15 protein-coding genes and 1 pseudogene are annotated in these 15,474 nt (G+C 38.8%); 6 read left to right on the top strand and 10 right to left on the bottom strand.

Features of this window, described 5'->3' with window-relative positions; genetic code table 11:
• Positions 1-286 precede the first annotated feature (286 nt).
• Complete coding sequence (locus LG273_RS18545; RefSeq protein ID WP_404456598.1) at positions 287-1,069, bottom strand: helix-turn-helix domain-containing protein; 783 nt, start codon at positions 1,067-1,069, stop codon at positions 287-289.
• Between the two features lie 326 nt (positions 1,070-1,395).
• On the opposite strand from LG273_RS18545, the gene LG273_RS18550 reads away from it, so the two are divergent.
• Entirely contained in the window at positions 1,396-2,502 is a 1,107-nt protein-coding gene (locus LG273_RS18550) for a hypothetical protein (RefSeq protein WP_404456600.1), read from the top strand.
• A 166-nt stretch (positions 2,503-2,668) separates the two neighbouring features.
• On the opposite strand, the gene LG273_RS18555 is transcribed toward LG273_RS18550, so the two are convergent.
• Entirely contained in the window at positions 2,669-3,628 is a 960-nt protein-coding gene (locus LG273_RS18555; RefSeq protein ID WP_404456602.1) for an SDR family oxidoreductase, read from the bottom strand.
• A gap of 320 nt (positions 3,629-3,948) precedes the next feature.
• Entirely contained in the window at positions 3,949-4,467 is a 519-nt protein-coding gene (locus LG273_RS18560; protein WP_404456603.1) for a TetR/AcrR family transcriptional regulator, read from the bottom strand.
• A 368-nt stretch (positions 4,468-4,835) separates the two neighbouring features.
• On the opposite strand from LG273_RS18560, the gene LG273_RS18565 reads away from it, so the two are divergent.
• The 3 genes from LG273_RS18565 (at position 4,836) to LG273_RS18575 (ending at position 7,460) form a co-directional block, all read left to right on the top strand.
• A complete protein-coding gene (locus tag LG273_RS18565; RefSeq protein ID WP_404456605.1) occupies positions 4,836-5,600 on the top strand; it encodes a DeoR/GlpR family DNA-binding transcription regulator in 765 nt (254 codons plus the stop codon).
• Between the two features lie 14 nt (positions 5,601-5,614).
• Positions 5,615-7,000 carry an aminopeptidase P family N-terminal domain-containing protein gene (locus LG273_RS18570; RefSeq protein ID WP_404456607.1) on the top strand — a complete coding sequence of 462 codons (1,386 nt, stop codon included), beginning with the start codon at positions 5,615-5,617 and terminating at the stop codon, positions 6,998-7,000.
• Positions 7,001-7,175: 175 nt separating this feature from the next.
• Positions 7,176-7,460, top strand: coding sequence for a hypothetical protein (locus LG273_RS18575; RefSeq protein ID WP_404456609.1), 285 nt, complete (start codon positions 7,176-7,178; stop codon positions 7,458-7,460).
• A gap of 187 nt (positions 7,461-7,647) precedes the next feature.
• Here LG273_RS18575 and LG273_RS18580 read toward each other — a convergent pair whose 3' ends face one another.
• From LG273_RS18580 to LG273_RS18610, 7 genes and pseudogenes are all read right to left on the bottom strand, one after another.
• Positions 7,648-8,304, bottom strand: coding sequence for a GDSL-type esterase/lipase family protein (locus LG273_RS18580; RefSeq protein ID WP_404456611.1), 657 nt, complete (start codon positions 8,302-8,304; stop codon positions 7,648-7,650).
• Between the two features lie 75 nt (positions 8,305-8,379).
• A pseudogene (locus LG273_RS18585) lies at positions 8,380-9,279 on the bottom strand (ROK family protein).
• Positions 9,280-9,307: 28 nt separating this feature from the next.
• Positions 9,308-10,585, bottom strand: coding sequence for a TRAP transporter large permease (locus LG273_RS18590; RefSeq protein ID WP_404456613.1), 1,278 nt, complete (start codon positions 10,583-10,585; stop codon positions 9,308-9,310).
• Positions 10,586-11,062 (bottom strand): TRAP transporter small permease, encoded by a 477-nt coding sequence (locus LG273_RS18595; RefSeq protein WP_404456615.1) that lies wholly within the window; start codon positions 11,060-11,062, stop codon positions 10,586-10,588.
• Between the two features lie 22 nt (positions 11,063-11,084).
• Positions 11,085-12,110: a sialic acid TRAP transporter substrate-binding protein SiaP gene (locus LG273_RS18600; protein WP_404456617.1), complete on the bottom strand. Its 1,026-nt coding sequence runs from the start codon at positions 12,108-12,110 to the stop codon at positions 11,085-11,087.
• Positions 12,111-12,121: 11 nt separating this feature from the next.
• On the bottom strand, positions 12,122-12,784 hold the full coding sequence (locus tag LG273_RS18605; protein WP_404456619.1) for an N-acetylmannosamine-6-phosphate 2-epimerase: 663 nt from the start codon (positions 12,782-12,784) through the stop codon (positions 12,122-12,124).
• A gap of 23 nt (positions 12,785-12,807) precedes the next feature.
• Entirely contained in the window at positions 12,808-13,683 is an 876-nt protein-coding gene (locus LG273_RS18610) for an N-acetylneuraminate lyase (RefSeq protein ID WP_404456620.1), read from the bottom strand.
• Between the two features lie 188 nt (positions 13,684-13,871).
• Here LG273_RS18610 and LG273_RS18615 point away from each other — a divergent pair, with 188 nt between their 5' ends.
• Both LG273_RS18615 and LG273_RS18620 read left to right on the top strand, forming a co-directional pair.
• Positions 13,872-14,711, top strand: coding sequence for a MurR/RpiR family transcriptional regulator (locus LG273_RS18615; protein ID WP_404456622.1), 840 nt, complete (start codon positions 13,872-13,874; stop codon positions 14,709-14,711).
• Positions 14,712-14,959: 248 nt separating this feature from the next.
• Entirely contained in the window at positions 14,960-15,457 is a 498-nt protein-coding gene (locus tag LG273_RS18620) for a YusW family protein (protein WP_404456624.1), read from the top strand.
• Positions 15,458-15,474: the final 17 nt, after the last annotated feature.

Genomic DNA, 15,474 nt, shown 5'->3' on the forward strand with positions numbered 1-15,474 from the left:
CCGTTTAAAAACGTAGCGAGTGGAGCGAATCAACTGAGATAATGTTTCATGCCCCTGCATCAGGGGTATGTCGGCGTTGGCCGGCAAGGCCGGTTTTAGTCGACCTTCCTTTATTTTACGAACCGATGATGACTTTCACCACAAGGGTATAAGTGCGACTAGGCCTCTGGTTCCCACCAGTCGGCAAGTCTTCTTTATCGTAGGGCGATTTCGTGAAGTCGCCTAGTTTTTGGGCGCTGGAGCTGGACGTGGCCATCGCTGTCTAAGAAAAACATACCGCCTATTTTTATACATTCTTATACTGTAAAAAATTCTTCATAAGTAATGGTAAAGAAATAAGAATTGGAGGGTCATCTAGGCGTGGTCTACGAAGAGTAAGGTTTTGTGTGGGTGTTTCTATCTTTGGATGAACGATAATTGGAGTATCGACTTTTGCGCGTAAAGTTTGATTGGGAACAAGTATTTCATTCGTCCTCATCTCCCAAGTAACTGCCGTCGCCATTAAGTAGTACGTTCTTGGGCGAACGTGTGGAAAGATATAATCTCCTAAAGCTGTGAGTATTGTGCCATATTGGGGAAGACCAGCAGGAATTGGTTTGGTAAATAAACCAACTAAAATAACACCTTGAAAAGGAATTTCCGCTTTAATTACGCCTTCTACTTTATTAGAATGTATCGCGACTTTTGATTGCTGTGCCGAATTGGAATGCGTTTTTAAAGACTTTAAATAATGATTGATATGTAAGGGAGATTTTCTGAACTGGGATGGTGAGATACCGACTTTTTCGGTGAAACGAGTCGTAAAGGTACCTAAGCTTTGTTGACCAATTTCCATCCCAATATCCCGAACCGTTAATTCGGTACGCAGTAATAAGTCTTTTGCTCTTTGAAGTTTTAAGGAAGATACGTAATGATGAGGGGAAAGACCAGTTTTTTGTTTAAAAATACGTGAAAAATGATAAGGACTATATCTAGCGTATTCTGCTAAATGCTGAAGCGAAAGTGGATCGTCAATGTTATTATGAATATATTTAATCACTTCATCTATTTCGGAATAAATAGGATTCATTCCCTTTTTCTCCTCTCTTTCCACTACCTTTAATTCTATTTTAACGCAATAGATTTTTGAACTCTACCATGTATATTTACTTTAGGAATAAGTAATTTACTTCACAGTTATCAAGTAAAACTTGACACCTCCCTTTTATAAAATTACCAACTGTTTATTCATTTTAATTATTACCATTATAGCATTTAACGGTTCAAGCCAGTAATTGTGAAGCTATTCCTGAAGCTCAACTCAAGTGGCAGCTGGAATATCTATGTTAACCTACTAAAATAAAGGGTATATACCTAGAATAATAGCTAGAAAAAATACATAAGGAAGTGAACAACATGAAAAAACTAGCATTGCTATTCTCAGGAGTGCTTATCCTTTTCTTCCTGATCGCATGTTCAGAAGAGACCACTAAAGAGAGTGAACAAAGTGATGAACCAAAACAGGAAGAAGACGCTTCAGATAAGAAAGAAGAACAGAAAGAAACGGCAGAGGAAGACAAACCTTCTCAACCTTTCAAAGCAATGGAACCAGCAGAAGATTCCACCCCTCTAAAAGAAGCGTTATCTGAAGAGGAAATTGCAAAAATGCCAAGTGCCGAAGCTCACGGAGGGGATCGTACTAGAATGATCCCATTTGGTGAAACACTGGTAAAAGGAGCCGAGGATCAAACCGATGGCCCGTTAAAAGATCATAGACTTGTAGCCTATTATGGACATCCGAATTCCAGTAATATGGGGATATTGGGCGAAATGGAAGCCGATCAATTAATGGAAAAACTAAAAGAGCAGACACAAGCCTATTCAGATGCAGATCCTTCGCGTCCCGCTGTTCCAATGATTGAACTAATCTCTACCGTGGCACAGCGAAATCCGGGGCCTGAAGGGAAGTACTACCACCGAACTTCATCAGAGCAAATTGACGAATATGCCAAGCTCGCTGAAGAAAACGATGCGCTGCTTATGCTGGATGTCCAGCTTGGAACAGATTCCGTCCTAAATCAAGTTAAATTACTCGAGAAATGGCTAAAGATGCCCCATGTCCACCTAGCCATTGATACCGAATTCCATGTAAAAGAAGGACAAACTCCGGGTGTCGATCTAGGCCAAGTAGACGGAGCTGAAGTGCAAGAAGCAGTGGATTACTTAACAAATTTGGTTGAGGAAAATGATTTACCGGATAAAATTGTCCTCGTTCACCAGTTTATGGACGAAGCATTAACAAACAAAGAAGCCATCCAACCAACTGAGAATGTAGAAGTGGCCTTGAACTATGACGGGTGGGGAGATGCTAACACGAAAATGTCACTTTACCGCAAGTTCGTGCGAAACGAGGCAGTGCAATACGGAGGATTTAAAGTTTTTTATAACAAGGATAAGCCTGTGTTAAGTGCGGAAGAGGTTTTGAAGCTGGATCCTAGCCCAGCGATTATTAATTATCAGTAAGAATGATATTACCATTGGTTTAAAAAGGGACTTAGGACCAAAAAAATCCCCGTTAAATGAACAGACCGGCAACTTCTGCGAGTTAAGGTAATCTCAAAATTTATGTTCCAAAAGAGAAAACAAAGCATGGGGGCGGCTTATCAGCCCTCCCCTGCTTCCCTTCCGTTCACTTCACATTTTCTTTAAACATAAGACTTTTTAGTGTTATTTCCAAGCCTTCTTTAAAAGGTGTTTTTGGCAATGCTCCAATTCGCTTTTCATACTTCTCCCCACTTAGAACAAATCCTTCTTTCGTAAGGTACATAATTTCCACAATTTCTCTCATAAAATCATCAAATAAGCCAATAAAACGAATCGTATTTTTAGAAAGTGGAATAACAATCTTGTTACTCCCTGTTACGTGACGAGCTATTCTGATAATATCTTTTCCCGAAATTAACCCTGCTCCAGGTATATTCCAATTCTCTCCATATGAATCGCTCTCTTCTGCTATATTGACAATCATTTGCGCAGCGTCCGGCAAATAAACATACTCTCGTGGTGTCTTCAAATTCCCAATAAAAACAGTAGCTTTATTTGCAGCCATCCCCTCTAATGTAGGTTGCAAATAAGAATTTTGTGAGGTGGGACCATAATAATCTGGCAGCCTGACAATTAAGGCTTTAGCATTCTGCCACCTCGTGCTGAAGATAAGTTTTTCAAAATCTACTCTGATCTTCCCTTTTTTAGTATGAGGATTGTATGGATGGTTTTCATCCCCTTTTGCAACTTGGTGTCCATATACGTAAATACCATCTACAACAACAATCTTTTTCCCCAAAGCATCGGCTGCTTTCATCACACTCTCCCCAAGTAATAAAAGTTTGCTCTCCATCTCTTGGTACTTGACATTCGCACACTGAAATATAACATCCACATCTTTTGCAGCTTCAATAATCGTCGTATAATCAAATATATCTCCCAGTTGGTAAGTTAATCTTGGGTGATGATCATGTTCCTGCATTAATGCATGTAATTTTTCCTTCGAACGTCCAAATGCAATAACGTCTACATCTCTGTCCAATAATTCAGAGACAGTAACTTGACCTGTCCCACCAGTTGCTCCTAGTACAACTGCTTTTTTCATTAAACACACCTCTTTTCGTTAGTGATTGATCAATAAATAATCAGTGAATTGAATTAATCCCAGAAAGTAAATAATACTACCACTACTGCCATAATTGTTAAGGCAATAGATAAAATGGAAACAGAGTTCTTCTCTATATTCATCGTTACACCTCCCGTTTTTTATATTGAGAATTAATCCAGCCAGCTTACGATACATACGACAATAATCCCTATTGATAGGAAATCTACTTTGCTGAGTTTCATTAACAGTTCACCTCCTCAGGCTTTAGTTATTAATCAATCAATAAATAATTTATAAAAAATAAATAACTTGTTTCATTATTTATTTTTTCCATCTATAAGCATTGGAAGTTCTAAGAAATAAGATATATTGCACAATATACCCCGGGCTAAAAATGTAGTTGCTTCCCTTTCTGCGTTCTCTATTCCCGCATCTCTAAAACGTTCTAAGGTGTAATTTCGAATGCTTGTAAGCCCTTGTTGGGTGGCATTTCGGATAGCTTCCTCCGTTACGGAAATCCCTATAACCTGTAAAGCAATTTCATTAGGATGGCGTTCCGATAGCTTATCATAAGCTTCAATCATATTTTCAACAAGCTGTTCTGCACTTGAATCCACTTTTTTAAAAGCATCAAGAATTCTTTCAAACGCACGATCTAGTGCGGCAATGAATAATTCCTCTTTCGTTTTATAAAATCGAAAAACATAGGGCTGTGAAATCCCCGCTTTTTCTGCAATATGTGCGGTAGTAGTATTATAATAGCCTTTCCTTGCAAATACTTCTAATCCCGCTTCAAGTATCTCTTCTTTACGGTTCCCCCCACTTGGTCGACCCATATTAAACACCTACTTGCCATTAGTTATTTATTGATCAATTACATTATAAAAAACAATACGCTTTAATTCAAGTATAAAATTCTCTTAGTTATTCTGTTCACACTAGCTATTAAGAATGGTAATGACATTAGGTGGTAACTAATACTTTCTGTAAACGTCCAAATCTGCAACTCACAAAATCACCCCTCGATTTTAACAAAAAACTACATTTTGTATTAAATATAGTTAAATAATATGTTATATATTGATATTTTTGTTAACTGATGTTAATGTAATCTCAAACAACAAATAGGAGCAATGTTAATTCATACTTGTATGAGAGATGATGTTAATCAGACAAAGAAATTGATGCTATGGAGTGGGAAAGCTTGAATCAAACAAAAAGACATGTATTTATTTTAGAAAAAGTAAAGGTAAATGGTGAGGTTAATTCAAAAGACTTAGCCGAGGAGCTCAACGTATCTTTAATGACCATTAATCGGGATTTGAAAGCATTATCCGAAAATGGTGAGCTAGAGTTGGTTTATGGTGGCGCTGTTTACAAAAAAACGGATTTATCCGAATATCCGATGACGATTAAAAGAGAAGTAAATGCCCATGGCAAGAAACTAATCGGAGAATACTGTAAGCGCCTTGTAAAACCCTATTCCTCGATTTTTATCGAAACCGGCACAACCACTTTAGCTGTGGCTCACGAAATATTTAGAGCAGAGAACTGCACCTTTTATAGCAACTCCCTAATGGTCCTTTCCACTTTATCAAAACATAAAGACATCTCATTGTTTAGCGTTCCGGGAGAGTACAGGGATTTATCGCAAGGATTTTTGGGGGTACAAACAATTGATTATGTAAAAGACTACCAATTCGATTTAGTGTTTGTAGGTACGGAAGGAATTACCCTTGAGCACGGTATAACATTACCCGACGATATAGACGCATTTACAAAGAAGGCGATTATCAACCAGGCCAAGCAAGTAGTTCTAGTTGCCGATAAGACAAAGTTTGCTATTTCTCACCTTTATAAGGCAGGGGAAGTGAAGGATTTTGATTTGATTATAACCGATTTACCAAAGGGTCACGAGAGCTTTAAAGAAATGAGTCAAGTGACCAACATCATCTCAGTAGCAGAATAGAAGGAGAAATTAAAATGGATATACAATTAACACCACTAACACCACCGAAGATTCACCAGAATATGCAATCTGTTATGTTAACAGACGAAACATTAGCCCAACGCCACACAAATTTCTTGGAAAAAATGAAAGAACACCAAGTGGATACAGCGATTATTTATGCAGACCGCGAACATGGTGCCAACTTCGAATACTTTACTGGTTTTATCCCCCGCTTTGAAGAGGCCTGTCTTGTTTTGCACAGTAATGGAGAAAGCTATTTATTGTTAGGAAATGAAAATTTAAAGCTAGCGAGTAAATCCCGCGTGCAAGCAGAAGCCATTCATGTTCCTTACTTTTCCCTGCCTAATCAGCCGATGAAAAATGAAAAGGAACTAGCTCAATATTTTAAAGAAGCCAATATTGCCCCCGACTCAAAAGTTGGGTTAATTGGTTGGAAGGTGTTTACGAGCACCGTTTATGAAAATAGCGACCTTTTTGATATTCCTTATTTTGTTGTAAATGAGTTGAAAAAGTATGTGGCACAAGGAAAAGTGTTCAACTTTTCACCAGCCCTTCTCTCTCCTCATGAGGGGATTCGCACTATTAATAATGCGAATGAAATTGCTCATTATGAATACGGAGCAACATTAGCTGGGTCTCGTTTATATCAAGCGCTACAAAGCATTGAGGTGGGAAAAACGGAAAAAGAAATTGCTTCCATCCTGGCGGCGGATGGACAGCCGAATTCCGTAACAACCATTACTGCTGCAGGTACTAGATTTACGAACGCTATTATCTATCCAAGGGATAAAGCAATCCATTATAAAGATAACTTTTCCATTACAGTAGGCTATAAAGGTGGATTAAGCAGCCGCGTGGGCTATGTAGTGGAAGAGCCCGAGCAGTTACCTGAAGAGCAAAAGGACTATCTTGAGCGACTAGCAAAGCCTTATTTTGCTGCTTATTGTACTTGGTTAGAATCCATCAAAATCGACCAACAAGGAAAAGATATGTATGCGATCATAGAAGAGATATTTCCTAAAAAGGACTTTGGCTGGTCATTAAACCCAGGACACTTTACCAGCGATGAAGAATGGCTATCCTCGCCCTTCACGAGTGATTCAACAGCTGTCGTTAAAAGCGGTCAAATGTATCAGGTTGATATTATTCCAAGTGTACCAGGCTATGCAGGAGCATCGTGTGAAGAACCAATTGCCATTGCAGATGAAACATTGCAGGCAGAAATTAAATATAATTATCCAGAGGTGTGGGATAGAATTCAAACGCGAAAACGCTATTTACGAGAAGTTTTAAATCTATCCATTAGTGAAGAATTACTTCCGTTAAGCGATACAGTCGCCTTTTACACCCCGCTTCTGTTGAATAAAACATTGGCATTTAGAAAAGCGTCGGTATGACCCGGATCCTCCCGCAGGAGATAAAGGAAACATGCCCCTGCATCAGGGGTATGTCGGCGTTGGCCGGTTTTAGTCGACCTACCATAACCTTCAGAGCTGATGTAGACCTTCACCGCAAGGGTATAAGGGAGACGGGGCTGGCTTTTATTTACCAACTGGGTCAACACAATTAGCCTTGGTTAAAGTGGATTCCCCTCAGCCCACTGAGTTTATTACCAAGGGCGAACAGAAGAATTCCTATTTTAATTTTGTCGTCGATGATATTGAAACTGCTCATCAACACTTTAAACGAAATGGTATCGTTACTACCGAAATCGATAATTTTGACGGAATGAGTTTTTTTGATTTCTTTGACTTGGACGGTAATCCACTTAGTGTGGTGAATGAAGTGGAAGGGTCTCCTTACCACTCAGATAATGTTAGAAAAATGCAAGAAAGCGATAAACACAATAAACAATAATTTAATTTATAGGAATTACCATTCAAATGGAGTTGGTAATTCTTTTTTGTCACACTGACTTCTGAAAGCAACTTAAAATCAATCCGTTGATAATCCCAGATACCCTCCCAATCTCTTTACTCTTTGTCAGCGTAGAGTAGGTATTATTGTAGATAGAATACTAGTTGAAAAGATATTTAGGATTATTTCAGCAGGTTGGCTCTATATGAATGACTTCTTTCACTTTTTTTAAAATTATTTCTGCCATCTGCCTATGACCCCGCTCATCCAAATGCATATAATCAATCTCGTTAACGGAAACCGATTCACTTGCATCTAAAAATTCAATATCTGTATCCATTAATAAATGCTTCAAATGGCCCGGCAGTTCTTTTGACTTCAAGTCACAGTTCTCACCCATTGAAAATTTAATATTAGTGTCAAAGTACTTCGGACCAATCAGTGTGGGAGCAACTATTAATACTTTATGACTGATCCCCCCTCTTCCGTTTTCAATACTCTTGGCCTTTTGTGCAAGTCGAACAATTCCTTGTGCGATATTATGAGCAGTTAAGCCAAATCTTTCCTTCGTATCATTTGTACCAAGCATAATGATGACCAGCTCTAACGGTGCATGGCTTTTTAAGCACGGTACAATATAATTTAAACCATTTAACCCTTCAAACAAAGGGTCATCCATGACGCTTGTCCTTCCAACAAGACCTTCTTCAACGACTTGAAAATCCTCTCCCAACCAACTCTGGAACAGGCAGGGCCATCTAACTTCTTCAGAAAATCTGCTTAAATCTTCTGCATTTAGTCCCCATGTATTGGAATCGCCAAAACATACAATCCGCTTCTTCACTTTAATGTTCCTCCCATCATTTAAAAAAGAAAATCACTGCATCAACAATGAGCAGTGATTTTAATACATTTCCATTTATAGTTCATTGATCAACTGAAATACAGCACCTTGCAGATTCGCATCATTACCATTTTGGGCAAGTTTTAGTTCTAAATTGCGTTGAAAGGAAGGCATAATACGAGCATCAACACTTTTTTTCAGCTTATCCAATAAATAATTTCCCTGCTCAGAAACCCCTCCTCCAATAACAATCAGCGGAGGATTGAAGATGTGGACAAGCGATTTAATCCCGAGTGCGACATCTTCCACCCATTGATCAATGATTGACTCTGCTATCTGATCGCCTTTTTTCGCATGATCAAATAACTCTGGCAACAAAATACTTTGCTTCAAGCCATTCTGTGCCTTTATTTCCAACGCTTTGCTGGAAGCATATTGTTCGTAGCAGCCTTTATCACCACAAAGACAGTATTTTCCATCTGGGTAGAGTGTCATATGGCCAAATTCCCCAGCAGAATAAGCAGCGCCGTTGTATACATCCCCATTTATAATAATGGCTCCACCTATTCCGGTTCCAAGCGTCATACAAAGAAAATGGTCGACCTTCTGTGCCGCCCCTTTCCAATATTCCCCCAGAGCTGCACAGTTTACATCATTATCAACAGTGACGGGAAGATTGAACTCTTCCTCTAATCTCTTTTTAATATTTTAACCGGTATAACCAGGGAGAGAATCGGTCGCATGGATGACTCTCCCCTCCTGCTTATTAATTTGACCGGCTGTACTGATAGCAATTCCGTTCAACTCATATTCCTCCAACAAATCTCTAGTAAGCTTTTTTACTTGTTCTAGTACAGCTTTACCGCCTTCGCTTGCTTTTGTAGGAGTTTTCGTTTTAAACAGGATTTCGCCTTGTTCATTTAGTACACCATATTTAATATTTGTTCCTCCGATATCAAAAGTACCTGCTAACACTCACGTTCCTCCTATCCTGCTCTACTACTTAATTTAAGATGTCTACTAGGAAAGTCGAGAGTTCAGGGAAAAAGATCAAAACAAGCATAACAATCACGATTGGAATAAGGAATGGCATAACACCTCTATACATCGTACCTACCGGGATATTGCCAACCCGTGATACAACAAATAATGCCATTCCCATTGGTGGTGTTAAAATTCCGATCATTAAGTTCAAGATGACAAATGCACCAAAGAAGATTGGATCAATACCAACACTTGTTACGACCGGGATTAAAACCGGAACGACAAGCACTAGTAAGGCAAGCGCCTCAATAAATGTACCAAGAACGATCAATAATAAACTGATTAACATAAGCAGAAGAATTGGGTTTTCTGTAATATCTAAAAACCCTTCAGCTACTTTAATTGCAACTCTTTCTCTGGCTACGAATTGTCCGAAAAATTCTATGGCAGTGAGCATTAATACAACGACACCAGTCATTTTCATCGCTTCTACAAAGTTCTCATACACTTTCTTTAACGTCAGCTCTTTATAAACAAAGAAACCGAGGAATAAAGCATAAACCGTACTTACTACGGCAGCTTCTGTAGGTGTGAAAAAACCTGAGAAAATCCCGATAATAATAATAAGAGGTGTTAGCAATGCCCAAAAAGCTTTTTTAAAATTCTCCCAAACCACTTTTAGATTGGCTCGCTTAAGGACTTTATAGTTGCGCTTTTTAGCAATAATAAACGTCGTTATGAATAAAGCGATTGCAATCATTATTCCTGGAACTAACCCTGCGATGAACATAGAAGCAACCGAAACATTGGCAATGGCTGCATAAATAATCATGTTTAAACTAGGTGGAATAATACCACTAAGTATCGCTGTAGCTGCGGTTAACCCACCATTAAAGTCATCATGGTAGCCCGCCTTCCGCATCGTACGAATCTCTAGCTGTCCCAGCCCTCCAGCATCTGCTAGTGATGAACCCGACATACCAGAGAACATTAAACTGGCAGTTATGTTTACATGACCTACTCCACCTGGAATGTGACCTACTAAAGACATGGCAAAATTAAAGATACGGTCCGTAATTCCTGATGCGTTCATCAATGTCCCGGTTAAAATAAAGAATGGGATTGCTAATAAGGTGAAATTATTAATTCCACTGATTAACTGAGAACCTGATGCAAAAACCAGGTTCCAATCACCCATAATAAAATAAGCAAGGCCTGCCATAATTAATGTGAAACCGACTGGAATACCTAGAAAGAGCAGGACGATCCATAAAATAAAAATAATTCCTATTTCCATTTATTTAACCCCCCCTGCTCTACTATTCCGCCATTCTTTAATTAGGCGTTCAATCAACCGGAAAATCATAAGCAGAGTGAGAATTGGAAGAGCTGCATACATATAGACATACGATATTTGCAACGTTACAATCGTCAAATGTTCCTGTCTTTCCAATATTGGTATACTAATGTAAAAAATGGTGATGAGTGCAGTAAGAATTAATAACTGGTTAAATATATACACCCATTTTTGAGCCTTGGCTGGTAGTCTTTTAACGAAAACATCAATGGAAACGTGACTGTTATCTTTTATACAAGCAACGATTCCCAAATAACCCGCGTAGATAAAAAGGAGTTTACTCAATTCTTCTGTCCACACCAAGGGGACTCCAATCCCCTGGCGTGTTAGAGTTTGAACAACTAATACGATTAGCATAATTAAAAACAGCGAGCTTCCTATAATCTCCTCAAAGTTGTTATAAAATTTCTTTAACATTAATAATCACCTTCATGGTTGTTTATTCTCGAACCCCTTCAATGATTTCCATATAATCTTCTGCACCATCACCGATCTTTTCATAATAATTAGGATAAGCTTCTGCAACGGCTTCTCTGAATTCCGTTAAATCTGGCTCCGTGATTGTTACCCCTTCACCTTCAAAAAATTCAATTAATTCTTCTTCCTCTGTTTGGAACAATTCCGTGTGATGGTCTGTAGCTGCATCAATTCCGTCAGCTAATATTTGTTGCAGATCTTCTGGTAGATCTTGCCATGTCTGTTCACTTACCACGTAAGTGTTATCGTTCACAACATGATTTGTTAAAGCAATGTAATCCTGGACTTCGTGGAAACTTTGTGCGCGAATTGCAGAAAGTGGGTTTTCCTGTCCATCAACCTGACCAGTTTGTAGTGCAAGATACACTTCACTAAAGGCCATCGGTGTTGGAGTAGCACCTGTGTATTCCGCATAATCAAGCAATGTTTGGGCTTCTGGTACGCGAAGGCTTATCCCTTCCATATCTGCAAGTTCACTTATCTCGGAGCTTGAAGATGTTACACGAGTACCGTTATATCCACTGTCTACAACACGCAGATCATGTTCTTCCACTAATTCATTACGTAATTCTTCACCAAAATCTGTTTCATAAACAACACGTTTAATATGATCAAAATCCTCAATTACGTATGGTACTGCCAATAGCTCAGCACGTGGCACCCATTGAGCAAAACGTCCCATTTCAGATAATGTGAGATCCAGTGATCCATCTTGCAATTGACCTAGCATTTCAAGGTCATTTCCGAGTTGAGCATCCGGGAAAATTGTGACTGTCAAACGTCCGTCACTTTCTTCTTCAACATAGTCTGCCAAGTATTCGACTGCTTCATATTCATTGGACTGTGTGTTTGGCTGCATCCCAAACTCTAACTCATATGACTCACCAGAGCTGTCATTCCCCTCGGATCCACTACTTTCTTCACTGTCTCCACATGCTGCTAATACTAGTAATACCAAACCTATAAACGTAATTAGTAACTTTTTCATTCAATATCCTCCTATTCCACCTCACACATTTTTTTAGAAAACGTCTCAGTTAACCATTGTGGTCTTGTAATAGCAGTTCCAACGACAACCGCATAAGCTCCTAGTTCAAGCGCTCGCTTTGCCTTTTCGGGGGTATTCATATTTCCTTCAGCGATGACAGGTATATTGGTTGATTCGAGAACTGCTTCCAAGACTTTTAAAGGGTTATCGCCTTTTGTAGCAGCCGTATACCCGACCAGCGTGGTAGCCACGATATCTACTCCACATTTCTCTGCAAAGATCGCCTCTTGTACGGTTGATACATCGGCCATGAATTTTTGATCTGGGAAACGCTCTTTAACTCTCTCGAAAAACTTCTCGAAAGATTCAGAATTAGGACGGAGTCGGTCTGTTGCATCGAAGCCGATGATCTCGACGCCTTCCTCATACAATGCTTCTACTTCCTCGATCGTTGGTGTTATTTTCACTTCACTGTCCGCATAATCCTGTTTAATTATCCCAATAATTGGCAAGTCGACTTCCTTTTTAATTGCCTGGATATCAGCAACCGTATTGGCACGTAAGCCACTTGCTCCACCCTGATACGCAGCCAATGCCATTTTGGACATTATATACGGACTATGGAGTGGTTCATCTTCTAATGCTTGGCAAGATACGATTAATTTTTTACTCATCTGCAAACTCCCATTAAGTTGATTTATTCCCCTGAAGATAGGATGTTGACAATGTTTTCTGCTTGCTTTCTTTCATCTTCTGTAAGCTCCCTAAAAGGGAATTTCATATAACCTGCTTCTATATCGTACTGTTTCAATACATGTTTAATTGCTTGGTAAACGCCGATATTTTCCAATTCTGCAATCACTGTGTTCATCTGTTTCTGTAATTGTTGTGCTTTCTTTAAGTCAGCATTTTGCACAGCTTCATACAATGCAATAGCTTGTTTACCAAGTATGTTGTACGTACTTCCTATCGCCCCATCTGCTCCAGATACAGCAAATTGGAGGATCATATCATCTGCCCCACTAAAGAACACCTTATCTTTATGAAGTTCTTTTAATTTGGTCAGTTTAGAAAGATCCGTATCTGTATACTTCACTCCAATGACATTTGGCAAAGCTAATAGCTCACCGTAGTCTTTGATCGAGAACTGAGCTCCAGTAAAAGCCGGATTAGAATAGATGACCATTGGATGGTCGGTTTCTTCAGTTATTCGTTTATAGTAAGCCTTTATTTCTTGGAAGCTAAACTTATAGTAATACGGGGTGATTGCGGATAACGCATCATACCCTAATTCTTTAGCAACTTTCCCTAGCCTAACCGCTTCTTCAATATTTAAAGAACCAATCTGGGCAATTAACGTTACACTATTACCGACTTCATCTTTAACGATTTTTAATAGATCTCTTCTCGACCTCTCGTCCATCAGGAAACTTTCCCCTGTGGAACCGCCTACATAAAATCCGTTTACTTTCATCTCATCAATATTATGTCGAACCACCTCCCGCAGCCCTTTTTCGTTAAGAGTTCCATCTTCATTAAATGATGTTAGCAATGCTGTCATAATCCCTTTCATTGTATACCTCCATCCAGTAGTATTTTTAAGAATGCGCTTTCATTTTCGGTGTTATAGGTGTATAATACCAATATGAAAGATCACTGTCAATGACAAATAAAAAAATGGAGTTTGTCTCCAAAAACTAAAAAAGGGATCTTTTCGAAAATTGTGCAATGAGATTTAAAAGGAGTCTAAGGAGGAGGAAGATGTTCAACTTAAACAACCCTATAGTGGATTTAACGGTTTTGATGGAGCAACACAAAAATAAATTTACAAAGTCGGAGAAAAAGCTATATAACTATATAACTGAAAACTTCGAAGAACCAGTCTATCAATCACTAACTGAAATTGCGATTGCCTGCCAAGTCGGGGAAGCAACTGTTTTACGCTTTTGTCGAAAATTGGGCTATAAAGGCTATCAGGAGTTTAAGCTTGCTTTAGCGAGAGAACTTTCTACACGTGAAAAAATTGGAAATGATGATTCATATATTGGTAAAGTAAGAAACAATATGGTTCAAGTTATTAATGATACGTATAAATTAGTCGACGAGGACCAATTACAGAAGGCAATCAATCAGATCCATGACGCAAGGACGGTTGTCGTTTACGGCGTTTCCTCTTCTGGGATTGCCGGGTTGGATATGCAGAACCGATTAATGCGGATTGGCATCAATATCCAGACCATCACTGATTCTCACAACCAGGTAATCCGTTCGAATTCCGTTGATAGCGAAACAGTGATCATCGCGATCAGTTTGACGGGAAGTACCAAGGATCTCGTCGATGCTGTAAAAACAGGGAAGAACCATGGAGCTTCTATAATCGCAATTACAAACTATACAGAATCTCCTTTAACTAGATATGCTGATAGTGTTTTACTAACCTCCGCCAAGGAAAACCCATTGGACAGCGGGTCACTTGTTTCAAAGATCTCACAGTTGTTTGTAATCGATCTATTATGTACGGGGATCACGATGAAAAATTATGAAAAAGCAAAACAGACAAAGGAACAAATTGCCCAGACAATATCTAATAAATTATATTGATACTCTTTCGAGAGCCTGAATCTTTTTTTCATTGAAATGAAGAATATAGTGCGCTGTATCACATTATTGAAAATTACTTTTGTTTATACTGTATGTGTAGGACAGAGAAGACTCGATTCCTGTCCTTTTTCTCGTTAATAAATCTCCCTAATATGGGACGGGCTCCATGAGATATTCGAATGAATGGTTTTATTCTCCGTCATTTTGGCAATTTTAAAATTAACTAAAGATAAAGGAGTGACATAAGGATGAAAAAGAGAATACTCTGGATAGGGAGTTTTATGATTTTACCATTATTACTCGTAGCTTGTGGGGATAATGATGAAGTAGAAAACCCACCACAAAACGATACAGGGGAAGAGCAGCAGCACCAAGCAGATGAAAACAGTACAAACGTGACTGACAATACAGATACTAATACAAACACCGAGTACGGTTTTACGAAATTTGATCTTGAGGCAGATTATGAAGATACAAATGATGCTCTTGATGTCGACTATGAAAATGAAGAGAAGGACAAAATGGAAGCATCCTACCGAAATAAGTCACAAGATATCGATTTAAATGGTGATCAAGCGATGGAAGAACTAGACAGTATATTTTCTTCTTTTAACTTTGATGAAAGTACACCCGAGGAAGAAGTTTTAAATGCAATTACAGAGGCGTTTAATATACCTGAAGAGGCACAAAATCTCGAGCTAGAGATCGAATTTAGCGATGGCACCGAGAAAGAATATCGAAAGTAAATTTAAAACAGGCTTGA

It is taken from the genome of Oceanobacillus kapialis (assembly GCF_044790185.1).
In the GTDB taxonomy this organism is placed as follows: domain Bacteria; phylum Bacillota; class Bacilli; order Bacillales; family Amphibacillaceae; genus Oceanobacillus_B; species Oceanobacillus_B kapialis.